Source organism: Bacteroides sp. AM07-18 (assembly GCF_003602695.1).
In the GTDB taxonomy this organism is placed as follows: domain Bacteria; phylum Bacteroidota; class Bacteroidia; order Bacteroidales; family Bacteroidaceae; genus Bacteroides; species Bacteroides uniformis.
Genome location: NZ_QTLM01000014.1, coordinates 81838 through 107797, shown reverse-complemented (window position 1 = coordinate 107797; position 25960 = coordinate 81838). Strand labels below are relative to the sequence as shown.

The window sequence follows — 25960 nt, the reverse complement described above, 5'->3', positions numbered from 1 at the left end:
ATACAAGCTTTTTTTGAGGGTTTACGTGAACTTTTTCATAACTAGCTGATTGATAGATATGTTTTAAAGCATGTTTTTAAAGGAAAAGAAAGGCAGGAAGGAAGGGGATACATTATATATATATACGCGCGCGTATCGGAATATACTAAGTTCACCCCTTGACATAGACCACTGAACGGCCGGCACCACGCTTGAGGAGCCCAAAGAGAACTGACAATAAACCTGCGAAAGGCTACATCCGGAAAGCCCGGATACTAAACGAGAACTACTGAACAACTTTTCTCACCACAGATATGTTTCTTTCTTACCACACCCGTGTTTCTTTCTTACCACAGCTGTGGTAAGAAAAGAACATTGCTGTGGAAAGATTAGTTTTTAGAGAAACAGACTCAGAAAGTAAAGAGATAGCAATTATATCTGGCATTTTAGAAACTAACTATCCATAAAGAACGAAATGAAATACTCCAAAGATAAAAGAAAAGAGAATGAAATCTCCCACAATACTGTGACAAACCGAAAAACTCAGCGACAGATAGGGTAAATATCAACCTAATTATTTATCTTTGTTAGCTTTTAAAAGTTAGCATACTAAAAACAATAAAGTGCAATGAAAGATTTTCTGAAATTTACGTTTGCCACCATTACCGGCATCATCGTATCAGTCGTTGTTTTAGTTTTCATCAGTATTTTGGTGGTTTTCAGCATGGTATCATCTTCGGAGTCAGAAACGCAAGTACGCAAAAACTCCATTATGATGCTGGATTTGAATGGTGCACTGGCTGAACGCAGCCAAGACAATCCGTTCGATGCCCTTATGGGAGACAATTATAAGACCTATGGCCTGGATGATGTCCTCTCCTCTATCAAAAAAGCAAAAGAGAATGACAACATTAAAGGTATCTATATAGAAGCAACTTCGCTGGGTGCAGGATTTGCTTCACGCGAAGAAATACGCAATGCATTGAAGGATTTCAAGGAATCGGGAAAATTCATCGTAGCTTATGGTGACAGCTATTCCCAAGGTCTTTATTATCTGTCAAGTGTAGCCGACAAGGTGTTGCTGAACCCGCAAGGTATGGTCGAGTGGAGGGGCTTGGCCGCTACCCCCATGTTCTTCAAGGATTTGCTGGCCAAAATCGGAGTGGAAATGCAGATATTCAAAGTAGGTACCTACAAATCGGCTGTAGAGCCTTTCATCTCTACCGAAATGAGCCCTGCCAACCGTGAACAAATCGACGCTTACCTGACCTCCATCTGGGGACAAGTGACCAATGATGTTGCAGAATCACGCAAAATATCTGTAGACTCACTGAACGCCATTGCCGACCGCATGTTGATGTTCTATCCCGCAGAAGAAAGTGTGCAATGCGGACTGGTCGATACATTAATATATAAGAATGATGTGCGCAACTACCTGAAAGCGATGGTAGGCATCGACAAAGACGACCGCATGCCCGTACTTGGTTTGCAGGACATGATTAACGTAAAGAAGAACGTTCCCAAAGACAAAAGTGGAAATGTGATTGCCGTATACTATGCCTATGGAGAAATTGACGGTGGTTCATCTTCTGCCTCCAGCGAAGAAGGCATCGACTCTAAAAAGGTGATTAAAGACCTGCGCAAGCTGAAAGATGACGAAGATGTAAAAGCTGTAGTATTACGCGTAAACTCACCGGGCGGAAGCGCCTATGGTTCAGAACAGATATGGTATGCCGTCAGCGAATTGAAGAAAGAGAAACCAGTCATTGTTTCCATGGGTGACTATGCAGCTTCAGGAGGTTACTACATTTCTTGTAATGCAGACACCATCGTGGCCGAGCCTACCACACTGACGGGTTCTATCGGCATCTTCGGCATGTTCCCCAACGCAAAGGGGCTGACTGATAAAATCGGGGTAAATTTTGATGTAGTGAAAACCAATAAATACGCAGACTTCGGCATGCTGACACGCCCGATGAATGACGGGGAAAAAGGACTGATGCAAATGTATGTGAACAACGGATATGACCTCTTCCTCACCCGCTGCTCCGATGGCCGAGGCATCAGCAAGGAAGACCTGGATAAAATTGCCCAAGGCCGTGTATGGACCGGAAGCAAGGCCAAGGAACTAGGACTAGTCGACGAATTGGGTGGTTTGGACAAAGCTTTGGACATTGCCATTGCAAAGGCCGGAGTAGATGCCTATACCGTGATGAGCTATCCGAAAAAGGAAAGTTTCTTTGAAAGTCTGATGAACACCAATCCGGGTAACTACATCAAAGCACGTATGCTGAAAGGCACAATGGGCGAGATATACCAGCAGTTCAGCGTCCTGGAGAATTTTGACAAATGTGACCGTATACAAGCACGTGTCCCCTTTGAACTGAATATTCAATAAATGGAGGAAAACTTTATCAAGATATATCATTGGCTATATCCCCTATCATGGCTTTATGGGATAGGGGTATGCTTGCGAAATAAACTCTTTGACTGGGGCTGGCTCCGGTCAAAGAGTTTTGACGTTCCAGTAATATGCGTGGGCAATCTTGCTGTGGGCGGAACTGGCAAGACGCCACATACCGAATATCTGATAAAGCTATTACAAAAAAACGGAGTAAATGTAGCCACCCTCAGTCGGGGTTACAAGCGTAAAAGCCGAGGCTATGTATTGGCCGATGACAAGAGCAATGTACGCCAAATAGGTGACGAGCCGTATCAAATTAAAAATAAATTCCCCAATGCACGGGTAGCGGTAGACGAAAACCGTTGCCACGGCATTGAGCAACTGCTGAAACTGGAAAATCCCACTGTAGAAGCCATCATCCTGGACGATGCCTTCCAACATCGCCATGTAAAAGCTGGGCTGAACATTCTACTAACTGATTTTCACCGGTTACTGTGCGATGATGCCTTGCTCCCTGCCGGAAGACTCCGCGAACCTTCAAGCGGTAAAAACCGGGCACAGATGGTCATCGTTACCAAATGTCCGGATGATATCAAGCCGATAGACTTCAACATCATAGCTAAACGGCTCCACCTCTATCCATACCAACAACTGTATTTCTCCAGATTCCGCTATGGAATGTTGACACCGCTATTTCCCGAGAAAACGAACAGCCGGAAAGTGCTCTCCTCCCTCACCGGAGACGAGCAAGTACTGCTGGTGACAGGCATCGCCTCCCCCGCCCCCTTACAGAAAGAAGTGGAATCTTACACGCCACACGTCAAATTGCTGGCATTTGATGACCATCATGACTTTACTCCCAAGGATTTATTGCAAATAAAGGAACAATTCCAGCACCTGGAAGAGTGGAAAAGACTGATAATCACCACGGAGAAAGATGCGGCAAGGTTGAAACTCCATCCCGCACTGGACGAAACACTAAAGCCGTACATCTACGTGCTGCCGATAGAAATAGAAATCTTACAAAATCAACAATATATATTTAACCAAAACATTATTGGCTATGTTAGAGCGCATTCAAGAAACAGCAGCCTTTCTGAAGGGAAAGATGCACACCCAACCTGAGACAGCAATCATCCTCGGTACCGGACTCGGCAGTCTTGCCGGTGAAATCACTGAAAAGTATGAGATAAGGTACGAAGAAATCCCCAACTTCCCTGTCTCTACCGTAGAGGGGCACAGCGGAAAACTTATCTTCGGCAAGCTGGGCAAAAAAGACATCATGGCAATGCAGGGACGTTTCCATTTTTACGAGGGCTATTCCATGAAGGAAGTAACCTTCCCGGTACGTGTAATGCGCGAACTGGGTATCAAGACCTTATTCGTTTCCAATGCCAGTGGCGGCACAAATCCGGACTTTGCGATCGGTGACCTGATGATTATCACCGACCATATAAACTACTTCCCCGAACATCCATTGCGTGGCAAAAACATACCTTACGGTCCTCGCTTCCCGGATATGAGCGAAGCTTATGACAAAGAGCTGATTCGTAAGGCCGACGCCATTGCGGCAGAAAAGGGCATCAAGGTTCAGCACGGTGTCTATATCGGTACGCAAGGTCCCACATTCGAAACACCTGCGGAATACAAGATGTTCCATATTCTGGGTGCCGATGCAGTGGGCATGTCCACCGTGCCGGAAGTCATCGTGGCAAATCATTGCGGAATCAAAGTGTTCGGCGTATCTGTCATTACAGACTTGGGGGTAGAAGGTAAAATCGTAGAAGTCTCTCACGAAGAAGTGCAGAAAGCTGCGGACGAGGCGCAACCGAGAATGACAGAGATTATGCGTGAATTGATTAATAGAGCATAAGAAAGCATGAGAACAGAAATAGCTACCCTCGGTGAATTCGGCCTCATCCGACACCTCACCGAAGGCATTGAACTAAAGAACGAGTCGAGCCGATATGGTGTCGGAGATGATGCCGCCGTCCTCTCCTACCCGGCCGAAAAGGAAGTGCTCGTTACTACCGACTTGCTGATGGAAGGCGTCCATTTCGACCTTGTGTATGTACCGCTCAAGCATTTGGGGTATAAATCGGCCGTAGTCAATTTCTCTGATATCTATGCCATGAACGGCACACCGAAGCAGATTACCGTTTCCTTGGGCATATCCAAGCGTTTCAGTATAGAAGACATGGAGGAACTCTATGCCGGCATCCGTTTGGCTTGCGAAGAATATGATGTTGACATCGTGGGAGGAGACACCTCCGCTTCCTATACTGGGCTTACCATCAGCATCACCTGCATAGGCGAGGGTGAGAAAGGAAAAGTGGTCTACCGCAATGGTGCCCGCGAAACCGACCTGATTTGCGTCAGCGGCGACTTGGGTGCCGCCTACATGGGACTACAGCTTTTGGAACGCGAAAAGGCGGTGCTCAAAGGAGGTGACAAAGACTTGCAACCGGACTTCTCGGGGAAGGAGTATCTTCTGGAACGTCAACTGAAGCCCGAAGCACGCCGTGACATCATTCAGAAACTGGCAGAAGAAGGTATACAACCCACCTCCATGATGGATATATCGGACGGACTTTCTTCGGAATTACTGCATATCTGTACCCAAAGCAAAGTGGGTTGCCGAGTTTACGAAGAACATATTCCTATCGACTATCAGACGGCTGTAATGGCAGAAGAATTCAATATGAACCTGAGCACTTGTGCACTGAACGGAGGCGAGGATTATGAGTTATTGTTCACCGTCCCCATTGCCGACCATGAAAAGGTTGCCGAAATGGAAGGCGTCAAGCTGATTGGCCATATCACCAAACCGGAATTAGGCTGCGCCCTAATTACCCGTGACGGTCAAGAGTTTGAACTCAAAGCACAAGGATGGAATCCTTTGAAGGAAGAAGAAGCGGAAAAAGCATAACTATAAAACTTTTTCAGTATTTTTTCTCAAATCATAAACGCTGATAATTAGCCATATAGCCAATTATCAGCGTTTTTTATTATGAAAGCTATTGCATAGTCCAAAAGTTTCACTACCTTTGCAACCGCAAAAGAGATAAACATGGTGCCATAGCTCAGTTGGTAGAGCAAAGGACTGAAAATCCTTGTGTCCCCGGTTCGATTCCTGGTGGCACCACTCAAATAAATACTCCCATTGAAATGATAATATTTCAATGGGAGTATTTATTTACACCCACTCCCCCCTATCCCCAGCAACATGCTTTAAGATAGACTTTACTATTATCCCATGAAAAGGTCTGATAATAAAGAAATATGCCCTTCCCAGCCAATTATTGTACTTCACAACAGTAGTAATCCGAAGTTCTTGTTTTCCTTCGTGATATTCCCCGCACCACATGGACACATGGAAATCAAGATGCTTATCCGGCATTCCGAGAATTTCTTCATGCAGATTTTTATCCAAGACCATATCTGTAAATCTAGTTGCTGTATCCAGTCCTAATGGCTTTACAATCGCATTCCTAAAATTCATGAGCCAACCAATCCACTTAGGAAATCGGCTGAAGGCAAGATTGCGAAAATCTTCCGGTGTCAAAGCCTGCCCAGTGACCATCACTTTAGAAAAAGAATCTATATAATCTACAGGAAAATAATTCTTTATTAAGCTGTCTGCCGGTATATCTTTCATCTTATCACATATTGAATTTATTACTCGTTTGCTTTTCATTCACGACGTCCCCAATGACACGGCCTACAAAGGTAGCCACTTAATCCAACCCTACAACATATTCTTAGAAATAATATTATCCCGTAAAAGATAAAGCTCAAAAGAAAATTATCAGTTATCTTTGTTCCATGACTACCAACAAGACAACTCCCAAAGAATTATGGGCAAGACAGCAGATTAGCGGTCCCGATGTGGACTATGATTTGTGGAACAAGAAAAGAATATCCGTGCAAGCGTTCTCACAAATGAGTCAGAGCTGTATTTTTACAGTTGACATATTTAAAGAGAGATACGATTTTGCATCCGACAGTTTTGCCCATCTTTTCGGATACAATCCCACTTGGATAAAGACAATCAAGCAACAAGGCGATTTACTGGAAGAGAGAATACACCCTGATGACAGAATTCAACTCACAGAATGCCAAATCGAGCATGGACAGTTCATCTACTCACTCCCACCGGAAGAAAGAAATGACTACCGGCAAATATTTCAATTCCGTATGTTGAATGCACGGCAACAGTATATCAATGTAAGTAGCCGGCAACAAGTCATAGAAACAGACCGGAATGGTAAAGCCTGGATAATCATGGGAGTAATGGACATACTTCCCGACCAGACCCCTATCGAAAGAATCAAACGGACGGTGGTGAACAGAAAAACGGGAGAGATGCTTCCAACATGCACTGTTTCTCCTGACAAACAATTATCCAACCGGGAGAAAGAAATATTACGACTCATCCGACAAGGTTTTCTAAGCAAGGAAATCGCTCACCAGCTGGGAGTGAGCATCTATACTGTGAACAATCACCGGAAAAACATCCTAAGCAAGTTAGATGCCAACAATATAATGGAAGCCATCCATATAGTAGAAAATCTTGGTATCTACCTCTAAGATTACGGAAGCCAACCGAGACTGTCCGCCAACTGATTTGTTTTGCGCCACTCTTCAAGCTCCTTATAAGTGCGGACACCTCCCGTAAAGACAGCATGATAAATCTCTATACCTGGAATCGTTACACCATCCGGCACATCGAATTTGATTTGCAATATCGTTTTCCTAATTTCAGGAGTAAGGCGCTCCGCAATAGCGGCAGTCACCTTTTCTACAACACCATCATACCTGGAACCTTTCCGGATGTGAATCATATCAAACTTCCAAGTATTCTGTTCTCTATCCTTATATAAAGCATGCCACTCCATGCACTCTTCCTCCGTATGGATAAGGTTCCTATATTGTATTTCCTGCAAAGGCAACCGTTCCGCAAGTTCCCGGATGACCGAAAAGCTCTCTCCTACATCCAACCTATCGGTATAAATATGGATATCTATATCCCTACTTTTCGCCAACAGCCCGGTACGGAGTGAGCCCACCAAATGAACGGTTGCTCCAATGCGCTCCCATGCTTCAATAATACAGGTATCTTCCAATACTTTCCATGCAGATTGCTGATTCTGCCTTGCAAGCTCATGAATGTCCATTTACCTCCACTTTTTTGAATGTGCAAAGATATAAAACTTCCCAGTATATAGCTATAAATAGCCATTTCCCTTCTTGATACAATACACTAATTTTGCACACTGTCTTATCTTTTAGCAACAACTAATTATGGCATTCAATCAAACAGAGAAACAAGAGAAAGAATATTTAAAGCAAATAATCAGTTTTCTGAAAAAGGTTATCGGTAATACCGACGCATCCGTGAAAGACCACGTCGACACCTTGGCAGAATACAAAGACTATATCTGGTCCAACAAAGACATCGACCCACACGAGATACGCTCCATGCGCGAAAGCATCCTGAACCATTTTGCCTTGGGGGAAAGTGTAATCAACAAGCATAAGCGGCTCACCAAGATACTTGCCATTCCTTACTTCGGACGAATTGATTTTTTGGAAAAGAAAGAAAACAGCAAAGTGATGCCTATCTATATAGGTATCCATACCTTCTATGACCCGGAAAGTCGAGCTACCCTTATCCATGACTGGCGAGCACCCGTTTCGAGCATGTTCTATGACCATGAATTAGGAGAAGCAGGCTATCGGTCTCCATCGGGAGAGATTAAAGGAGTAATTTCCCTAAAACGCCAATACAGAATTCGGGGCGGCAAAATGGAATTTATGATTGAAAGTGCCCTGACCGTCCATGACGACATTCTGCAAAAAGAGTTAAGTTCCAATGCAGATGACAAGATGAAAAATATCGTTGCCACCATCCAACGGGAACAGAACCGGATTATCCGCAACGAAGATATCCGCACGCTTATTATTCAAGGAGTGGCCGGCTCTGGAAAAACATCCATCGCCCTGCACCGCATAGCCTACCTGCTCTATACCTTCAGAGACAGCATCTCATCAAAAGATATTCTGATTATCTCCCCCAACAAAGTGTTTTCCGATTATATCTCCAACGTCCTCCCCGAACTTGGGGAAGAAACCGTGCCCGAAACCAGTATGGAACAAATACTCTCCGGAGTGTTGGAACACAAATATAAGTACCAAACATACTTCGGGCTAGTGAATGAACTGTTAGAAAAGCCATCCTCAAGCCTCATCGACAGAATAGCCTATAAAGCCTCTTTCGGCTTCATTTCAGAGCTTGACAAGTTTATCCTCCACATAGAGAACACCTACTTCAAGGCAGCAGACGTGAAGCTGACCAAATACATCACCATACCTGCCCCGTTTATTGAAGAACAGTACCTACGTTTCAACCGTTATCCCATACGCCGACGATTTGATGCTATGGCTGATTATATGCTGGATATGTTGAAAATACAATACGCCTTTACGGTAACCACCGCCGGCAGAAACCTTTTGAAAAAAGAAATCAGACTAATGTTTGCAGGCAATAACGACATTCAAGTCTACAAAGATTTCTTTAAATGGACAAATAATCCCGGAATGTTCAAAATGCGAAAGGGACATACACTCGAATACTCAGACTTGGCACCGCTGGCATACCTACACTTGGCATTGGAGGGAAACGGGAACCAGCCATTCAGAGTCAAACATCTGTTGATAGATGAGATGCAGGACTATTCGCCCATACAGTACAAGGTAATACAGAAACTCTTTCCATGCCGGAAAACCGTGTTGGGCGATGCAGGACAGTCCGTGAATCCTTATGGCTCATCCACAGCAGAAACTATCCAAAAGTCACTTACTGCAAGTGAAATCATGAAATTGTGTAAGAGTTATCGTTCCACCTTCGAGATTACGGATTTTGCGCAAAAGATTCATCCTAACGCAGAGCTGGAACCGGTTGCCCGGCATGGAGAAAAGCCACAAATCCTGCAGTTCGGCAGTGCCGTAGAAGAACTGTCCGGCATTATGGGGCTAATCTCCACTTACCGGAAATCCGGATATAAGTCTCTTGGCATCATATGCAAGACGGAGCAGCAAGCCAGGAAGATGGCAGACATGCTGAAATCATATGCCAATGATATCAGCTTCCTATCAAGTCAAAGCTCCGCATTTGTGCAAGGCATCGTCATCACCTCTGCCCACATGGCAAAAGGGCTTGAGTTTGACGAAGTCATTATTCCACAGACGGATGAGAGAAATTACCGTTCGGAGATTGACAAGAGTATGCTTTATGTAGCTGTAACCAGAGCTATGCACCGCCTAACCTTGACATTTCACGAGGCAAGACCGGCAACTCACTGATGATGGATTATTAAGGAAATCTATCCCAACAGCCTTGTACAAGATGCGGCAAGCAACGGCGTATCTCATCAATAGTGTATCTTTTCTTGCCGACAAGTTGGCAAGGTTTTGCCTCCTTCTTGGCAAGACTTTGCCACCGCATTGGCAAAACTTTGCCATCGGCTTGGCAAAAGTTTGCCAAAAGCACGGCAATAGGTTGGCAAAATTACTCTCTGATTGACAACAAGTTAAAACAATCATCACATCGGTAACATGAAAGATATGCCAAGTCAATTCCGCCAACGGTTTATTGTTTACTTCTTAAATAGAAAACCGATTGCAGTGCCAGCAAAATCACAAAAAGGTATTCTGCCGTTAAGTAAATAGCCAAGGATGCATGAGTGCAAGCGCTTAACCAATAAAGATACCCCAAATACACGACAGTGGTAGTCACTTGGAAAAGAAAAGTAATCCGGGTTTTACCGGTCCCTCCAACTGCGTTGAGATATACATAGCCTGGCAAGGCAAAGGTATAATTCAGCAACGTCACAACAAAAGGGATGAAAGCCTGCTCCGTCAACAGTTCGTTATCTGTATAGATTCCTATTATCAAGCGATTATAACATACAGCTACCCCTATCAGTGGAAATCCAGCAGAATAGCCCAACCTCAGTATCTTACGGCAGATAATGAAAACAGCCCTCCTTTCTCCAGCCCCAATCGCATTACTGACCAGCGAACCCGTAGTGACCGCAAAAGAATTGACTATTACAAAAAAGACAGCAGATACACTTCGCGTAATATTGGAAATGGCTAATTCCGTTTTACCCAAATGTTCCACCGCCACAAAAAACAAGAACCACGGAGCCACGCTGATAAAGGCATGAAGCATGCTCCATACCGACAAGCTCAGCACATCCACCAACAGCTTTCCGTCATATACCGGTTTCAATCCATATTTCCCTTTATCTATTTTCAGCCATACATAGAAAAGAAGCATCACCAAAGAACCCATCTCTGCCAGAGAAGAAGCAATGGCAGCTCCCGATATTCCCAGTCCTCCAACAATTATCAGAATATAATTCAAAGGAATATTAATCACTACTGCAACGGCAGCAGCCCACGATAATGCCCGAGTGCATGTTATTCCCACAAGAAAAGAACGGATAACCAAAAACGGAAACGAAAACAGCAAACCGAAACTGCGCCAGTCCAGATATTGAATTACAGCCCGATAAATCTCCGGCGAGGAAATCAACCTTCCCAATATGAAAGGAGAACTTGCCTGCATCAGCAGACAAAGCAAAATGGCCAATCCCGATAAAAAGAAGAAACCTTGAAAGAATATCTTCCCAGCCTTACCATAGTCACATTCTCCATTCCTTCGGGCAATCATCACCTGCAATCCGATACTAAACCCAAACCCAAGCATGTAGACCGCCAAATAATAAATCCCCGCAATGGCAGATGCTCCCAATTCCACCTCGCCAACGTGACCTAAGAAAACAGCATCGGTTATATTTATCAGCTGCTCCATCAAAATGCTCATCATTACCGGAAAGTTGATAAGCCATATCTGTTTATATGTATAATGCATTGCTCAACAATAAAATAGCACAAAACAACACACTGTACAAGTACAGCATGCCATCCTGCAAATTCATGAATAAAAGGATACACAATCTCTGTGGCAAACGGGTCATCGTTTGCCAGATAGCTGAATAGCTTTATCAAGCAGGGCTATTCGTTGAGCGTAGCTATATACAGAGCTTCATAAAAGGTGAATATGTTTGTTCATTCAAGATATAGTGCAAAAGTACAGAAAAAATGTGCCAAAGTTCAGTTTAGGGCATAAAAAAAGGAGTACCGCTGTACTCCAACCTTTGTTAACCTTAAATCTAATACTATGAAAAACACATTGCAAAGGTACGGACTTTTGGGACATTGACAAACTTTCCAAGAAAAAAAGCATGTTTCATAACACATTTTAATAAGATAAATGCTCGTTTTCACGTCCTTTTTCACTTTTTCTGCTTCAAAATAGAAAAGGAGGTATAGCATCACGTAAAAAAATAAGCAAGTTCTTTCCATTATACTCCCAGTTTGCATTATCTTTGCACTAACACGAAGATAAGCTGCACCTCAGCATAAAAAATGAACGAGTTCATTTTATTCTGCATTCGGTTTGCACTATCTTTGTAATGAGATTAACAAGAACTTATATATGCCAGACTATGATTTAATCGCCATATTAGGGCCTACCGCCTCAGGAAAGACTCCATTTGCAGCCGCCTTGGCCGCCGAACTCCATACGGAAATCATCAGTGCCGATTCACGGCAAATCTACCGGGGGATGGACCTAGGCACCGGCAAAGACCTTGCTGACTATACCGTCGACGGGAAACAGATTCCCCATCACCTCATCGACATAGCCGCCCCGGGCTATAAGTACAATGTTTTCGAGTATCAGCGTGATTTCTTGAATGCTTACGAGACTATTAAACAAAAAGGTTGCCTGCCCGTTGTATGTGGAGGAACCGGAATGTATCTCGAATCAGTACTGAAAGGCTACCGTCTGCTGCCCGTACCCGAGAATCCCGAGTTGCGCACCCGTCTGGCAGACAAATCGCTGGAAGAACTGACCGACATACTGAAAGGTTACAAAAGCCTGCACAATACCACGGACGTGGACACAGCCAAACGTGCCATACGAGCCATCGAAATCGAAGAGTATTATGCCCATACCCCAGTAGACGAACGTTCCTTCCCCCAGATGAACAGTCTCATCATAGGTGTGGACATCGACCGGGAATTGCGTCGGGAGAAAATCACCCGCCGCCTGCACCAGCGCCTGGAAGAAGGAATGATAGACGAAGTGCGACGTCTGATAGAGCAAGGCATCCAACCGGATGACCTCATCTATTACGGACTGGAATACAAGTATCTGACACTTTATGTCATCGGCAAGTTGACCTATGAAGAGATGTTCACGCAACTGGAAACAGCCATCCACCAGTTTGCCAAACGCCAGATGACCTGGTTCCGCGGTATGGAACGGCGTGGATTTACCATCCATTGGATGAATGCCCGGTGGCCGATGGAAGAAAAGATAGCTTTTGTAAAGAAGAAGTTGGAAGGATGATGAAATGATAAAGTGACCGGGTGATTTAAATCGTAAATAGTAAATAGTCAAATTGTAAATAGAATCATGAGTGCAGAACCCGAAAAGTTGGGAGTGATATACAACCCCAAAGCCGGAACACGGAAAGTGCAGAAACGGTGGAAAGAAATCAAAGAATACATAGACAGCAAAGGTGTGCCTTACGACTATGTGCAGTCCGAAGGGTTCGGTTCGGTAGAGCGTCTGGCAGGCATCCTCGCCAACAACGGCTACCGCACCATTGTTGTAGTAGGCGGTGACGGCGCACTGAATGACGTCATTAACGGCATCATGCTTTCCAATGCACCAGACAAGGAGAATATAGCCATCGGCATCATCCCCAATGGTATAGGAAATGACTTTGCCGACTATTGGGAAATGAGTTCGGATTACAAGAAAGCGGTGGATTGCATCATCAACAACCGCCGCCGGAAAATAGACGTGGGTACCTGCTATTATTACGACGGTGAAAAGCATCTGACACGCTACTTTCTCAATGCCATCAACATAGGCCTGGGAGCCCGTATCGTGAAAATCACCGACCAGTGCAAGCGTTTCTGGGGAGTGAAGTTCCTCTCTTACTTCATGGCACTGCTATCCATTATCTTCGAACGGAAGCTGTACCGCATGCATCTCAAGATAAACGGCGAGCATATACGCGGACGCATCATGACTGTCTGCATAGGCAGTGCGTGGGGATACGGACAAGCGCCTAGTGCAGTGCCCTATAACGGCTGGCTGGATGTTTCCGTCATTTACCGTCCCGAATTGCTGCAACTATGGTCGGGATTGTGGATGCTTATCCAAGGGCGGATTCTGAACCATAAGGTAGTGATGCCCTACCGTACGCAAAAAGTAAAAGTGCTGCGTGCGCAAAATGCCTCTGTCGATTTGGACGGACGTATTCTCGACCGTCATTTTCCACTGGACATCAGCGTACTGCATGAAGCAATAACATTGATTATACCCAATTGAAAATACTTAATCAGTAACAACCTATGATTGAATTAAAGAATAATCCTGCCGGAAACTTCTTCCTACTGGCAGGTCCATGTGTCATCGAAGGAGAAGAAATGGCAATGCGCATTGCCGAACGTATCGTGACCATCACAGAAAAACTGCAAATCCCATACGTATTCAAAGGGTCGTACCGTAAAGCCAACCGTTCGCGTCTGGATTCCTTTATGGGTATCGGTGACGAAAAGGCGCTGAAGATACTGCAAAAGGTACACGACACTTTCGGAGTACCTACCGTGACCGACATTCATGCCGCCGAAGAAGCCACCATGGCTGCCGAATATGTGGATATTCTGCAAATTCCCGCCTTCCTCTGCCGGCAGACAGACCTGCTTGTAGCCGCCGCCAAAACCGGAAAAACCATCAACATCAAGAAAGGGCAGTTCCTCTCTCCGCTTGCCATGCGCTTTGCGGCTGATAAAGTAGTGGAAGCAGGCAATAGGAACGTCATGCTGACGGAACGCGGAACTACTTTCGGTTATCAGGATTTAGTCATCGACTATCGCGGCATCCCCGAAATGCAGACCTTCGGTTTCCCCGTCATCCTGGATGTAACCCACTCCCTGCAACAGCCCAACCAGACCAGTGGCGTCACGGGAGGTATGCCGCAACTTATCGAGACCGTAGCCAAAGCCGGTGTTGCCGTAGGTGTAGACGGACTGTTCATCGAAACCCACGAAAATCCCGCCGTAGCCAAGAGTGACGGCGCCAACATGCTGAAACTCGACCTGCTGGAAGACCTGCTGACCAAATTGGTCCGCATCCGGGAAGCAGTCAGATAAATTCCATTTATCCGGAATGGAATCCGAAAAAAACAACAGAAGTTGTGATTTATCCAAGGGCTGTCCGACAGATAGTTCAAGAACAATTTAAATTCATAATAATATGAAACATCTATTACGTGGTTTATGGATTGTAGCGTTAATTCTTTGCTGCAATTTTCAGCAGGTATTTGCACAGCAAATGCCGCCTATCCCGGTCGACAAAAATGTCCGTATCGGAAAGTTGGACAACGGATTGACCTATTATATCCGCAAGAACAGCCAGCCTGCAAACCGGGCCGACTTTTACATTGCCCAAAAGGTAGGCTCCATTCAGGAAGAAGCCGACCAGCGCGGCCTTGCCCACTTCCTGGAACACATGTGTTTCAATGGAACGACCCACTTCCCCGGTGATGCACTGAAGCAATACCTGGAGCGTATCGGGGTGAAATTCGGTGAGAACTTGAACGCCTATACTTCCGTAGACGAAACCGTATACAACATTTCCAATGTGCCGGTCACTACTCCGGGAGCCATCGACTCCTGCCTGCTGATTCTGCACGACTGGAGTAACGATTTGACCCTGGACCCGAAGGAAATAGACAAAGAACGCGGAGTCATCAACGAAGAATGGCGCACCCGTATGAGCGCCATACAACGCTTCCAGGAGAAGATGCTTCCAGTCATGTTCGAAGGAACGAAGTATGCCACTTGTTTCCCTATCGGAACGATGGAGGTCGTTATGAACTTCAAACCGCAAACTTTGAGAGACTACTATGAAAAGTGGTACCGTCCGGACCTTCAGGGTATTGTGGTAGTTGGCGATATAGATGTGGACGCCATCGAAGCCCAAATCAAGAAAATGTTTTCTGATATTCCCGCCCAGCCCAATGCTGCCAAACGCGAGTACTATCCGGTAAACGACAACAAGGAGCCTATTGTATTGGTTTATCAGGACAAGGAACAGTCCAATGTACAAGCCCTCATCTTCAACAAGCACGAAGCCACTCCTGACGAGCAGAAAGGCGACATGGGCTATCTGGTACAGAATTATGCAACCACGCTCATCAACAATATGCTGAATGCGCGTCTGAACGAATTGGTACAGACCGCCAATCCTCCTTATATATATGCCGCCACTTATGACGATGATTTCTTTGTTGCCAAAACCAAAGATGCCTTCACCGGTGTCGTTGTCTGCAAGGAAGATGCCATAGAAAATGGAATAGCCACTCTCCTGCGCGAAACAGAACGCGCCCGCCAATTCGGCTTTACGGAAACGGAATACAACCGTGCCCGTGCCGAATATCTGCGCCAACTGGAATCTGCTTATAACGAGCGTGACAAACGCAAGAATGAAGAGTACGTGGATGAATATGTCCGTCATTTCCTCGATAACGAACCGATTCCGGGCATCGAAAACGAATACGCCATCATCAATCAGATAGCTCCCGCCATTCCGGTTGCCGCACTGAACCAGATGATGCAAGCCCTCGTGACAGACAGTAACCAGGTAGTCGCAATTCTCGGTCCGGATAAGGAAGGATTGAAAATGCCGACAGAAGATGCAATCAAGAAGATTCTGAAAGATATTAAAGCTGAAAAACTGACTGCCTACGTAGACAAGGTGTCGGATGAACCTTTGATGGCCGAAGCCCCGAAAGGCGGAAAGATTGTATCCGAGCAGACAGATGATACATTCGGCACTACAACGCTGACACTCTCCAACGGAGTCAAGGTCATTATCAAGAAGACAGATTTCAAGGCAGACGAAATCCGCATGAAGGGAGTCAGCCTAGGCGGTAGTTCCTTGTTCCCCGACTCGGAAATCATCAACATCAACGGACTGGATGCAGTGAGTGTCGGTGGTCTGGGTAATTTCAGTGCCGTAGACCTGGAAAAAGTTCTGGCCGGCAAGAAAGCTTCCGTCAGCTATGGTATCGGTGACAAGACAGAAACCGTCAATGGCAGCTGTTCACCGAAAGACTTCGAAACAATGATGCAGCTCACTTACTTGACGTTCACCGCTCCACGCCGTGACGACGATGCCTTCGCATCCTACAAGAACCGCAACAAAGCTGCTTTGCAGAATATGGAAATGAATCCCCAGGTGGCGTTCAGTGACTCTGTCTCGGCCGGTATTTACATGCACCATCCCAGAAGAGCCAGAATAAAGGCGGACATGATTGACAAGATGGATTATGACAAGATTCTGTCCATGTATCAAGACCGCTACAAAGATGCCAGCGATTTTACCTTTATCTTTGTAGGAAATGTGAATGTGGAGGAAATGAAACCACTCATCGCCGAGTACCTGGGTTCACTGCCTGCCATCAACCGCAAGGAAACATTCAAGGACAATAAAGTGGACATGCGCCAGGGAGTTTATAAGAACGAATTCGTACGGAAGCAGGAAACTGCCAAAGCGTCGAACTTTGTCCTGCTGAACGGTGACTGCAAGTACGACCTGAAAAATGACATCCTGCTGAGTATGACCAGCCAGATTCTCGACTTGGTTTATACAGCCAAGGTACGTGAAGACGAAGGGGGCACTTACGGTGTATATGTAGGCGGCCAATTAAGCAAATATCCGAAAGAAAAGGCTCTCTTGCAGATTGTATTCGAAACCGCTCCGGCAAAAAGAGAAAAGCTGATGCAGATTATCTTTGCAGAACTCGACAACATCGCCAAAGCAGGTCCGTCGGAAGGAGACTTGAATAAAGTGAAGGAGTTCATGCTGAAGAAACATGCCGAAGACTTGAAGGAGAACAGCTACTGGCTGGGAAGCATTGACGAATACCTGTTCACCGGTATGAATCCGATAAAGGATTACGAACAGATTGTCAACAGCATCACCGTGAAGGACATCCAGAAGTTCACCGACGACTTGTTCAAGCAGAAGAACGAGATTGAGGTATCAATGATCAGTCCTGAAACTCCTGACAAAGAATAAGAGAGCCATACACACAGAAGGCTGCGTTGTTCGATGAAAGGCAGCGCAGCTTTTTTTATACAAACTCTATATATACAAATACTATGAGTCTTTTCTTAGATTTGCGCAAGCACGGAAAACTGGCAGAAAAACGAAATCCGATGTACGAAAAAAGTAAATTCGGAAAATTCTGGATGTACTTCATGTTCGTCTTCTGGGCCGGTTACCTGATATTCTTCGGTACGACCTTTGCATTCGCCTTTGACGGTGGTGCCACAGAAGCCTATCACGTAATGAATTCCGGATTGATATTTGTCCTTGTGCTGGATTTCCTGATACGCCTGCCTTTCCAAAAAACACCCACCCAGGAAGTGAAGCCCTACCTGCTGCTTCCCATCAAGCGGAACCGTCTTATCGACTTCCTGCTGATCCGTTCCGGACTGGATGGCTTCAATCTGTTCTGGCTGTTTCTGTTTGTTCCGTTTTCCATCATCACCGTCACCAAATTCTATGGAATCAGTGGTGTGCTGACCTATTGCATTGGCATCTGGCTGCTGATGGTATTCAATAACTACTGGTTCTTGTTGTGCCGCACACTGATGGGTGAGCGCATCTGGTGGCTGGCACTACCGGTAGTAGTATATGGTGGCATTGCCGCCGCACTATTCATTCCGGACAACAGTCCGCTTTTCGACTGTTTTGTCAATCTGGGAGAAGGGTTCATCACCGGCAATATACTGTCATTCATCGGTGTACTGGCTGCCATCGCCCTCATGTGGTTCATCAACCGCACCTTGATGCAGAAACTCATCTACAATGAACTGAACAAAGTGGAAGATACACGGATAAAACATGTATCCGAATACAAATTCCTCGACCGCTACGGCGAAATAGGCGAATACATGAGACTGGAACTCAAGTTATTGCTACGCAACAAGATTTGTAAGCGTTCGCTCTATTCCATCACCGGTGTAGTGATAATGTTCAGTAGTATCATTAGCTTTTCCGATGTGTATGACGGAGGTCTGAGAGATTTCTTCGTCCTTTATAATTACATTATCTTCGGCATCATGTTCCTCAGCACACTGATGGGTTACGAAGGCAATTACATTGACGGACTGATGAGCCGCAAGGAATCTATCTACTCGCTGCTGCGTGCCAAATACATACTGTACAGCATTGCATTGCTCATTCCTACGATTCTGATGATTCCCGGTATGGTTACCGGGAAGGTATCCGTACTCGGTTGCATCGCATGGCTGATATTCATTCCGGGAGCCGTATACTGCTGTCTGTTCCAACTGGCAGTCTACAACAACAAGACTACCGACCTGAATTCAAAGATGACCAGTCGGCAGAATATAGGCACCGGTCTGCAGAATCTGATTTCCGGAGGTGCTTTCGGCATACCTTTACTGCTGCTTTTTGCACTGAATGCCATCTTTGGCAAAGAGGTCACCCCCTGGATACTTATCGGCATCGGCGTGGCATTTATCGCCACTTCCAAATTCTGGCTGATGAATGTATATCACCGGCTCATGAAACGCCGCTACAAGAATATGGAAGGCTTCAGGGACAGTAGACAGAAATAGAAATCATTAAACATCAATCACTAACATGATACGCATCAACAATTTACAAAAGAATTTCGGCACAAAAAAAGCCGTAGATATAGAGAACTACACCATCGGGCAAGGCGATATGCTGGGACTGGTAGGCAACAACGGTGCAGGCAAGACCACCCTCTTCCGGCTTATTCTTGACTTACTGCAGGCAGACCGGGGCTATGTAACCATCAATGACATTGACGTCAGCAAAAGCGAGGACTGGAAGAACTTCACGGGAGCCTTTATAGACGACGGTTTCCTGATAGACTACCTCACCCCCGAAGAATACTTCTACTTCATCGGTAAGATGTACGGTCTGAAGAAAGAGGAGGTAGACGAACGCCTGCTTCCCTTCGAACGCTTCATGAACGGCGAAGTGATGGGGCAAAAAAAATTCATCCGCAACTATTCTGCCGGAAACAAGCAGAAAATCGGCATCATCTCCGCTATGCTACATCACCCGCAACTGTTGATTCTGGATGAACCGTTCAACTTCCTTGACCCCAGTTCACAGTCTGTAATCAAACACTTGCTGAAAAGATACAATGAAGAGCACGGAGCCACCGTCATCATTTCCAGCCATAACCTGAATCACACAGTGGACGTTTGTCCACGTATTGCATTGTTAGAAAACGGCGTTATTATCCGCGATATACGAAATGAGAACAACTCTGCCGAGCAGGAATTGGAAGCTTACTTCAACGTCGGTGTGGAGGAAGAAGCCGTGGTAGAAGAAACGGTAGTAGAAGCAGCCGTAGAAGAAATAACGGAAAAAGAAGATAAAACGGTAGAAGAAAAAAATTCGGAAGCATGAAAAAATATCTTTCTTATATAGTAGCTCTTACTATCATATTGATAGGCCTAAGTTCTTGCCATACTTCCGCGCCACGCCTGGACTACAAAGCCCTGGCGCAGGCATCCGTCCGTTTGGGAGTGGATATTGAACTGCAGGACAACCACAAGCTATACATCCATGCCTCCGAATGGATAGGCACCCCCTATCGCGCAGGTGGCGACAGCAAACGTGGAACGGACTGCTCCGGACTGGTATCGCAACTGTATAAGAAAGTTTACCACACCCGTCTGTCGAGAAGCACAGACGGGCAACTGAAAGAGAGCAGTAAAATCTCCCGCCGTAACTTGCGTGAGGGAGATTTGGTGTTCTTCACCAGCCGTGCTTCCCGCAAAAAAGTGGCACACGTAGGCATCTACCTCAAGGACGGCAAGTTTATACATGCCAGCACCAGCCAGGGAGTCATAGTCAGCAACCTCCGGGAAAAATATTACACCCAACACTGGCTCTGCGGAGGAAGAATAAAATAATACTAATTTTTCCCTTCTTGTGATTTTCTTTACTCTGTCCCGACTGATAGTCCAGAAACTATTAAAAGAAGAAAACAATGAAGAAACTTTTAGGCATCCTCTTATTCATCAGCATTGCGCTGAGCGCCAATGCACAACTTTTATGGAAAGTATCCGGTAAAGGATTAGAGAAACCATCCTATATTTTCGGTACTTATCACCTCTCTCCACTCAGTATAAAGGACAGCATTGCCGCCATGCCGCAGGCCATGAGCGAAACCGCCCAAGTCTACGGGGAAGTTGTGATGAGCGAAATGGCGACTCCCGCCTTCATGCAAAGCATGCAACAGCAGATGATGATGCCCAAAGACACCACGCTGCAAAGCCTCTTTACTCCCGAACAATACGAAGAAGTAGGCAAAGCCATCAAGGAAAACATGATGGTGGACATTGCCATGCTGGCACAACTGAAACCGGCTGCCATCAACCAGCAGCTTGTCGTCCTGCTCTACATGAAACACACTCCGGGCTTCAACCCGCAAGAACAGCTTGACACTTACTTCCAGCAGCAGGCCGCACAGCAAGGCAAGAAAATTGGCGGTCTGGAAACAGCCCAGTCACAAATAGACATTCTGTTCAACAGCCAGACGCTGCAACGCCAGGCAAGCCTCCTCTACTGCGCCATCAGCGACATTGAGAAAGGTATCGACCAAAGCAAACGCCTGATTGCCGCTTATGAAAAGCAAGACCTGGACGCCATGCTGCAACTGATGGAAGAGCGCGACGGCAATTCATGTGACCCACTACCCGGTGAGATGGAAGCCATGCTGGACAACCGCAACAAGGCATGGGTTGAAAAGATGCCTACCATCATGACGGAAGCCCCCACCCTTTTCGTAGTCGGCGCCGGGCACCTGCCCGGAGACAATGGAGTGTTGAACCTTCTGAAACAACAAGGATACACCATAGAAGCCATGAAATAAATCCTCTAACAATTCTCTCTAACAACTTTTAATGGCAAGCTATACAAAGCGTGACGGTCAAATACCATCACGCTTTGTTTGCATATACACTTTATTCTCCTCATCATATCGTACATCCCGAAAAATATACTACTTTTGCACCAAAGTCTTGGCAGTTATAGTGATAACGGCCATTTTTGACTTGATTCGATAAGAACGCAAGAAGCGAAAGTTATTATCCCTGCCTATTCGGAATCTGGAAAATTCAATAAACGTCATGGGATGATAGCAACAGTTTCTTCACGTCTATGTTATTATATACTTAGGCGTGGGGACTGTTGTCTATTTATGACGTGGGCATTTTCCAGAGCCTCGAATGCAGATAGGCAATAACAGTCCTCGCGCTTTTTATATAATAACCTTCGTCAACGGGGACAGACGAAATGAAAGATACCGCGTATGCATCTTACATTATTTGGAGAAATACAGTTATTTCTGTTGATTGCCGCTACATCTGCAAGCTTTCTATACTGGATAAATTATAAATACAAAAGTCTGAACAGGCAGATTATCCGGGCAATAGACATTCCGGTATATCTGCTGAACAGACAAGGTTTTGTCGTAAAACTGCTCAATACACCTACCGAAAAGGCGAACAGACTTCCGTTCCAAAACCTGGGAACTCTCAACATCAAAGATTTGGTGACAGACGCCGATGAATGCCGGAAATACATGACGTCGCTGTTACGCGTACTGAATACCCGCACTTCGGACAGCCTGACCCTAAAGATAAGAATAGAAAGTGGTGAGAAACTATATATCGCAGTGCGCATGGTCTACCTCAACAGAAATTATGTCATAGCCTTCATACGCGACATTACGGAAGATGAAGTCCAACGCCGGGAAAACGAAAAATACCGTTTCTTCCTTGAAAGTATTCTGGAGAACCTCCCCATCGCCACTACAGTAAAAGATAAAAACGATGAAGGACGTTACCTGATATGGAACAAAAAAGCGGCAGAGATGATGGAAGTCCCCGCTGAGGATATTGTGGGACACTATGAAGAGGAGTTCAAACCCCTAATGCAAGATAATTTCATTCAGGAGACAGACAAAGAAGTTGAAGAGTCGGAAATTCCCCAGTCCTACATCAAACACTTTGTCAATCCCAAAGGCAGAGAGTATATTCTGTCGTTTCACAAAACGCTGGTGTCCTACAACAAAGGGAAAGAGAGGTGGATTGTCAGTTCTGCACTGGACATCACCGAACTGCTGGCAGCCAAAGAGAAAGCAGAAGAAGCCAACCGCCTGAAATCGGCTTTTCTCGCCAACATGAGCCACGAGATACGTACTCCGCTAAACGCCATCGTCGGATTCTCCTCCATACTTTCCGATTATATACAAGACGAAGATACAAAGGAATACATACATATCATCGAAGAAAACACCCAACTGCTGCTGCAACTGATTAATGATATTCTCGACCTGTCACGCATCGAAGCTGGCATTCTCGAATTCACAGAAGGAGATATGGATGTAAACAAGACGCTTGATGAAATGCAGACGATGGCAAAACTGAAACTTCCGTCCGAAGTCAGTATACGTCTCCTGCCCGGTGCGGATTACTGTATTATTCACACAGTCCCCAAACGGGTAAGACAAGTGCTGAACAACTATCTGTCAAACGCCCTCAAGCATACGGAAGAAGGTTTCATCGACATTGGTTATCACCTGTCGCAAGAAGACAGGATTCGCTTCTTTGTCCGTGATACCGGTTGCGGCATTCCTCCTGAAAAGCAAAAGGATGTATTCGAACGCTTTGTCAAGCTAAACAGTTTTAAACAAGGCACGGGTCTCGGACTCTCCATCTGCACCATGATTGCCGAGAAAATGAACGGAAAAGTGGGCGTCAGCTCTATTCCGGGGAAAGGTTCCGAATTCTGGTTCGAAATACCCTATCAACCTACCGGAAGCCAACCTGCATAAAAAAGCCCGCCACTGACATGAACTCTGTCAACGACGGGCAACCTAAACCATCACCGATGCTATCCTGACTCACAATACCTATCGAAGACTAAATCGCAGTTTTCCACTCTGCACCAGTTCTTCATGAGTGATACGATATCGGGACAGTTTTTTTCCTCCTAGTTCCATTTCACGGATATAAAGCGACTCTGCCGACGGGCGTTCCGTCTCTATCACCAGTTGGTCGCGTCCCCAATACTTAGGGTCGAGCTTTATGGTCACCTTATCAAATACCGGAGTAGACAGCGTATAAGCCGGTTCTCCGGGACAATCCGGATAAAAGCCCATCATATTGAAGATAGCCCAAGCAGACATCGTTCCGGTATCATCATTGCCGGGAATTCCGTCGGGGGCATTCTTGAAATACTTCTGCAAAAGGCGGTGCAGCTCTTTCTGCGTGCGCCACTCCTCACCCTTGAAATAAGAAAAAAGATGGGCGTATGCAATGTCCGGTTCGTTGGCAGGGTCGTACAGTCCTTCGTCGAACACACGCTGAAGCTTGTCTACGAACGGCTTCTTTCCACCCATGAGCCGGGCAAGCCCTTTCACATCGTGGGGAACATAGAAAGTATAGTTCCAGGCACAACCTTCGTGAAATCCGGGGTTCGGCTCAAAGTTCTCTCCCTGCCTCGGGTCGAAAGGAGCATAGAATTCACCGTTAGGCAGGATAGGACGGAAAGTACCGTACTCCTTACAGTAATAATGCTTGTAGCCCAGCGAACGTTCGTGGAACAGACGGGCATCCTCCTTCTTGCCAAGCGCAGCGGCTATGCGCGACAAGGCATTGTCGGCAATATAGTATTCCAGGGCATGTGAAACGGAATTGTCATACTGCTCCCGCAGGGGCACATATCCCAATGACACGTAGTCGTCATTGTCCGGTCGGAGCAGATTCTCCGCTCCCGGCAGGGTGGCTCCCTTGCGCATGGCTTCGTAGGCCAGTTCTATATCAAAGTCGCGCAGACCTTTCAGCCAGGTGTCGACGATGACGGGAATGGAAGGGTCACCTTCCATGGTCAGCGTCTCACGTCCGTAGAGTTCCCATTTGGGAAGCCAGCCGTGTTCGCGGTACATGTCGAGCATGGAGCGCACCATCTGCAATTGCCGTTCGGGATATACCAGCGTAAGAAGCTGGTGCACATTGCGGTAAGTGTCCCACAAAGAAAAGACGGTATAACGGTCGCCTTGGGTAGTCAAAATCTTATCACTCTCCATAGCGGGATATTCCCCGTTCACATCTTGCAGGATATTGGGATGTATCAGCGTATGATAGAGTGCCGTATAAAAAACGGTTTTCTGCTCTTCCGTACCTCCTTCCACAAGGATGCGCGAGAGGTCATCGTTCCAGCGGCGACGGGCTTCTTCCAGCACTTGACCGAAGTTCTTTCCCTGCTGCTCGGTATCCAGATTGAGGCGGGCATTCTCCATGCTCACAAAAGAGACTCCCATCTGTACTTCCACCTGCTCGCCTTCTTCGGTATCGAATGTAAGATAGGCGCCGATATCATCTCCCGCCAGTTCCTTCTGGTAGCGGGTGTAAAGTTTGTAGCGTCCGTTATCGGGGTCCCATTCGGCCTCTACACCGGTCATGGGGCGCTGCTTCTTCCAGTAGCCCGAAGCGGCGGGCTGCTTGTTGACACGCATCACAAAGTAGATGGGAAAAACGGCTTGTGGGTTGTAGCAGAAAGTACCCAGCAGCTTCATACCTTCAAACTCGCATTTACCCGTCTGGCGCAGAAAAGCTCCCGATTCATTGGTCAGGCCTTCGCCCAGGTTCAGCAGCACATGGCTCTGCCCGGCAGGAAAGGTGAAACGCGCCACACCCGTGCGAGGAGTTGCCGTCACTTCCGTCTTCACATTGTAGCGGGTCAGGAAGTTGCTGTAATATCCGGGGGATGCCTGCTCGTCCTTATAGCGGCTTCCATATTCCTTATAATCTACGGACAGCTCTCCCGTAGTGGGCATCAGCAGCAGAGAACCCAATTCCGGACAGCCCACACCGCTCAAATTGACATGCGAGTATCCGGTAAAGAAACAATTGTGATACTCATAGGGAGTAGACCACCAGCGGGCATCTTTATCGTATTTGTTGTCCTCCGAACCCATCACGTTGAAGGGCACTACGGACATCATTCCATTGGGACAGACGGCTCCCGGATTCGTGGTACCGAAGTTGGTGGTACCGACAAAAGGATTCACATAGTCCGCAGGATGCTTCTCCGCAGCCATAGATGCCGTGAGCATTCCAAAGGAGATGATACAGAAAGTAATCAGTCGTTTCATAATATAGTAAGGATTTGTTCTTTATTAGTTAGTGAGCACGCTACCCATGCCGGTGTCATTGCATGCACTCTGCAAAGTTATTGCAAACGGTCTGCAGTGACACTGCAAACTACTTTGCAGTAGCGCTGCAACAGTTTTGCAGTGACGCTGCATCAGCTTTGCAGTGGCGCTGCAACGGCTTTGC

19 protein-coding genes and 1 tRNA gene are annotated in these 25960 nt (G+C 46.2%); 16 read left to right on the top strand and 4 right to left on the bottom strand.

Features of this window, described 5'->3' with window-relative positions; all coding sequences use genetic code 11:
* Window positions 1-607: 607 nt before the first annotated feature.
* The 5 genes from sppA to DW096_RS15370 all read left to right on the top strand — a co-directional run bounded on the left by sppA (window position 608) and on the right by DW096_RS15370 (window position 5528).
* Window positions 608-2377, top strand: coding sequence for a signal peptide peptidase SppA (gene sppA / locus DW096_RS15390; RefSeq protein WP_057089672.1), 1770 nt, complete (start codon window positions 608-610; stop codon window positions 2375-2377).
* Window positions 2378-3508, top strand: a complete 1131-nt coding sequence (lpxK, locus tag DW096_RS15385) for a tetraacyldisaccharide 4'-kinase (protein WP_118931272.1) — start codon at window positions 2378-2380, stop codon at window positions 3506-3508.
* The gene (locus DW096_RS15380) at window positions 3447-4256 is read left to right on the top strand and encodes a purine-nucleoside phosphorylase (protein ID WP_057098189.1); all 810 of its coding nucleotides are present in this window, start codon (window positions 3447-3449) and stop codon (window positions 4254-4256) included. The genes lpxK and DW096_RS15380 overlap by 62 nt, the downstream gene beginning before the upstream one ends.
* A gap of 6 nt (window positions 4257-4262) precedes the next feature.
* Window positions 4263-5312: a thiamine-phosphate kinase gene (gene thiL, locus DW096_RS15375; protein ID WP_005828671.1), complete on the top strand. Its 1050-nt coding sequence runs from the start codon at window positions 4263-4265 to the stop codon at window positions 5310-5312.
* A 143-nt stretch (window positions 5313-5455) separates the two neighbouring features.
* Window positions 5456-5528, top strand: a tRNA-Phe gene (locus DW096_RS15370).
* A 51-nt stretch (window positions 5529-5579) separates the two neighbouring features.
* Here DW096_RS15370 and DW096_RS15365 read toward each other — a convergent pair.
* Complete coding sequence (locus DW096_RS15365) at window positions 5580-6041, bottom strand: DUF2867 domain-containing protein (protein ID WP_044468580.1); 462 nt, start codon at window positions 6039-6041, stop codon at window positions 5580-5582.
* A 167-nt stretch (window positions 6042-6208) separates the two neighbouring features.
* Here DW096_RS15365 and DW096_RS15360 point away from each other — a divergent pair, with 167 nt between their 5' ends.
* Entirely contained in the window at window positions 6209-6973 is a 765-nt protein-coding gene (locus tag DW096_RS15360) for a LuxR C-terminal-related transcriptional regulator (RefSeq protein WP_118930992.1), read from the top strand.
* A 2-nt stretch (window positions 6974-6975) separates the two neighbouring features.
* Here the strand turns inward: DW096_RS15360 and DW096_RS15355 are convergent, their stop codons facing one another.
* On the bottom strand, window positions 6976-7560 hold the full coding sequence (locus DW096_RS15355; protein WP_009037035.1) for a nucleotidyltransferase domain-containing protein: 585 nt from the start codon (window positions 7558-7560) through the stop codon (window positions 6976-6978).
* A gap of 127 nt (window positions 7561-7687) precedes the next feature.
* Between DW096_RS15355 and DW096_RS15350 the strand changes: the two genes are divergently transcribed.
* Window positions 7688-9748 (top strand): 3'-5' exonuclease, encoded by a 2061-nt coding sequence (locus DW096_RS15350; RefSeq protein ID WP_005835504.1) that lies wholly within the window; start codon window positions 7688-7690, stop codon window positions 9746-9748.
* A 286-nt stretch (window positions 9749-10034) separates the two neighbouring features.
* On the opposite strand, the gene DW096_RS15345 is transcribed toward DW096_RS15350, so the two are convergent.
* Complete coding sequence (locus DW096_RS15345; protein WP_117959381.1) at window positions 10035-11324, bottom strand: MATE family efflux transporter; 1290 nt, start codon at window positions 11322-11324, stop codon at window positions 10035-10037.
* A gap of 627 nt (window positions 11325-11951) precedes the next feature.
* Here DW096_RS15345 and miaA point away from each other — a divergent pair.
* From miaA to DW096_RS15295, 9 genes are all read left to right on the top strand, one after another.
* Window positions 11952-12869: a tRNA (adenosine(37)-N6)-dimethylallyltransferase MiaA gene (gene miaA, locus DW096_RS15335; RefSeq protein ID WP_009037038.1), complete on the top strand. Its 918-nt coding sequence runs from the start codon at window positions 11952-11954 to the stop codon at window positions 12867-12869.
* Between the two features lie 66 nt (window positions 12870-12935).
* Window positions 12936-13862 (top strand): diacylglycerol kinase family protein, encoded by a 927-nt coding sequence (locus DW096_RS15330; RefSeq protein ID WP_009037039.1) that lies wholly within the window; start codon window positions 12936-12938, stop codon window positions 13860-13862.
* 23 nt (window positions 13863-13885) lie between these two features.
* Entirely contained in the window at window positions 13886-14686 is an 801-nt protein-coding gene (kdsA, locus tag DW096_RS15325) for a 3-deoxy-8-phosphooctulonate synthase (RefSeq protein ID WP_009037040.1), read from the top strand.
* Window positions 14687-14789: 103 nt separating this feature from the next.
* The gene (locus tag DW096_RS15320; RefSeq protein ID WP_044467820.1) at window positions 14790-17618 is read left to right on the top strand and encodes a pitrilysin family protein; all 2829 of its coding nucleotides are present in this window, start codon (window positions 14790-14792) and stop codon (window positions 17616-17618) included.
* Window positions 17619-17701: 83 nt separating this feature from the next.
* Window positions 17702-19189 (top strand): DUF5687 family protein, encoded by a 1488-nt coding sequence (locus tag DW096_RS15315; protein ID WP_005835497.1) that lies wholly within the window; start codon window positions 17702-17704, stop codon window positions 19187-19189.
* 25 nt (window positions 19190-19214) lie between these two features.
* Complete coding sequence (locus DW096_RS15310; protein ID WP_057097192.1) at window positions 19215-20018, top strand: ABC transporter ATP-binding protein; 804 nt, start codon at window positions 19215-19217, stop codon at window positions 20016-20018.
* The gene (locus tag DW096_RS15305; RefSeq protein WP_005828855.1) at window positions 20015-20527 is read left to right on the top strand and encodes a C40 family peptidase; all 513 of its coding nucleotides are present in this window, start codon (window positions 20015-20017) and stop codon (window positions 20525-20527) included. The genes DW096_RS15310 and DW096_RS15305 overlap by 4 nt, the downstream gene beginning before the upstream one ends.
* A 77-nt stretch (window positions 20528-20604) precedes the next feature.
* On the top strand, window positions 20605-21489 hold the full coding sequence (locus DW096_RS15300; protein ID WP_117887407.1) for a TraB/GumN family protein: 885 nt from the start codon (window positions 20605-20607) through the stop codon (window positions 21487-21489).
* A gap of 438 nt (window positions 21490-21927) precedes the next feature.
* The gene (locus DW096_RS15295; protein WP_118930991.1) at window positions 21928-23454 is read left to right on the top strand and encodes an ATP-binding protein; all 1527 of its coding nucleotides are present in this window, start codon (window positions 21928-21930) and stop codon (window positions 23452-23454) included.
* A gap of 78 nt (window positions 23455-23532) precedes the next feature.
* On the opposite strand, the gene DW096_RS15290 is transcribed toward DW096_RS15295, so the two are convergent.
* Window positions 23533-25776 (bottom strand): GH92 family glycosyl hydrolase, encoded by a 2244-nt coding sequence (locus tag DW096_RS15290; RefSeq protein WP_009037044.1) that lies wholly within the window; start codon window positions 25774-25776, stop codon window positions 23533-23535.
* Window positions 25777-25960 lie beyond the last annotated feature (184 nt).

Excerpts from the sequence above, each read along its gene's own strand:
- DW096_RS15345 (WP_117959381.1), bottom strand. The coding sequence starts at position 11,324 with ATGCATTATACATATAAACAGATATGGCTTATCAACTTTCCGGTAATG.
- DW096_RS15310 (WP_057097192.1), top strand. The coding sequence starts at position 19,215 with ATGATACGCATCAACAATTTACAAAAGAATTTCGGCACAAAAAAAGCC.
- DW096_RS15355 (WP_009037035.1), bottom strand. The coding sequence starts at position 7,560 with ATGGACATTCATGAGCTTGCAAGGCAGAATCAGCAATCTGCATGGAAA.
- DW096_RS15290 (WP_009037044.1), bottom strand. The coding sequence starts at position 25,776 with ATGAAACGACTGATTACTTTCTGTATCATCTCCTTTGGAATGCTCACG.
- lpxK (WP_118931272.1), top strand. The coding sequence starts at position 2,378 with ATGGAGGAAAACTTTATCAAGATATATCATTGGCTATATCCCCTATCA.
- DW096_RS15305 (WP_005828855.1), top strand. The coding sequence starts at position 20,015 with ATGAAAAAATATCTTTCTTATATAGTAGCTCTTACTATCATATTGATA.
- DW096_RS15295 (WP_118930991.1), top strand. The coding sequence starts at position 21,928 with ATGCATCTTACATTATTTGGAGAAATACAGTTATTTCTGTTGATTGCC.
- thiL (WP_005828671.1), top strand. The coding sequence starts at position 4,263 with ATGAGAACAGAAATAGCTACCCTCGGTGAATTCGGCCTCATCCGACAC.
- sppA (WP_057089672.1), top strand. The coding sequence starts at position 608 with ATGAAAGATTTTCTGAAATTTACGTTTGCCACCATTACCGGCATCATC.
- DW096_RS15330 (WP_009037039.1), top strand. The coding sequence starts at position 12,936 with ATGAGTGCAGAACCCGAAAAGTTGGGAGTGATATACAACCCCAAAGCC.
- DW096_RS15380 (WP_057098189.1), top strand. The coding sequence starts at position 3,447 with ATGTTAGAGCGCATTCAAGAAACAGCAGCCTTTCTGAAGGGAAAGATG.
- DW096_RS15315 (WP_005835497.1), top strand. The coding sequence starts at position 17,702 with ATGAGTCTTTTCTTAGATTTGCGCAAGCACGGAAAACTGGCAGAAAAA.
- DW096_RS15350 (WP_005835504.1), top strand. The coding sequence starts at position 7,688 with ATGGCATTCAATCAAACAGAGAAACAAGAGAAAGAATATTTAAAGCAA.
- DW096_RS15360 (WP_118930992.1), top strand. The coding sequence starts at position 6,209 with ATGACTACCAACAAGACAACTCCCAAAGAATTATGGGCAAGACAGCAG.
- miaA (WP_009037038.1), top strand. The coding sequence starts at position 11,952 with ATGCCAGACTATGATTTAATCGCCATATTAGGGCCTACCGCCTCAGGA.
- DW096_RS15320 (WP_044467820.1), top strand. The coding sequence starts at position 14,790 with ATGAAACATCTATTACGTGGTTTATGGATTGTAGCGTTAATTCTTTGC.
- kdsA (WP_009037040.1), top strand. The coding sequence starts at position 13,886 with ATGATTGAATTAAAGAATAATCCTGCCGGAAACTTCTTCCTACTGGCA.
- DW096_RS15300 (WP_117887407.1), top strand. The coding sequence starts at position 20,605 with ATGAAGAAACTTTTAGGCATCCTCTTATTCATCAGCATTGCGCTGAGC.
- DW096_RS15365 (WP_044468580.1), bottom strand. The coding sequence starts at position 6,041 with ATGAAAGATATACCGGCAGACAGCTTAATAAAGAATTATTTTCCTGTA.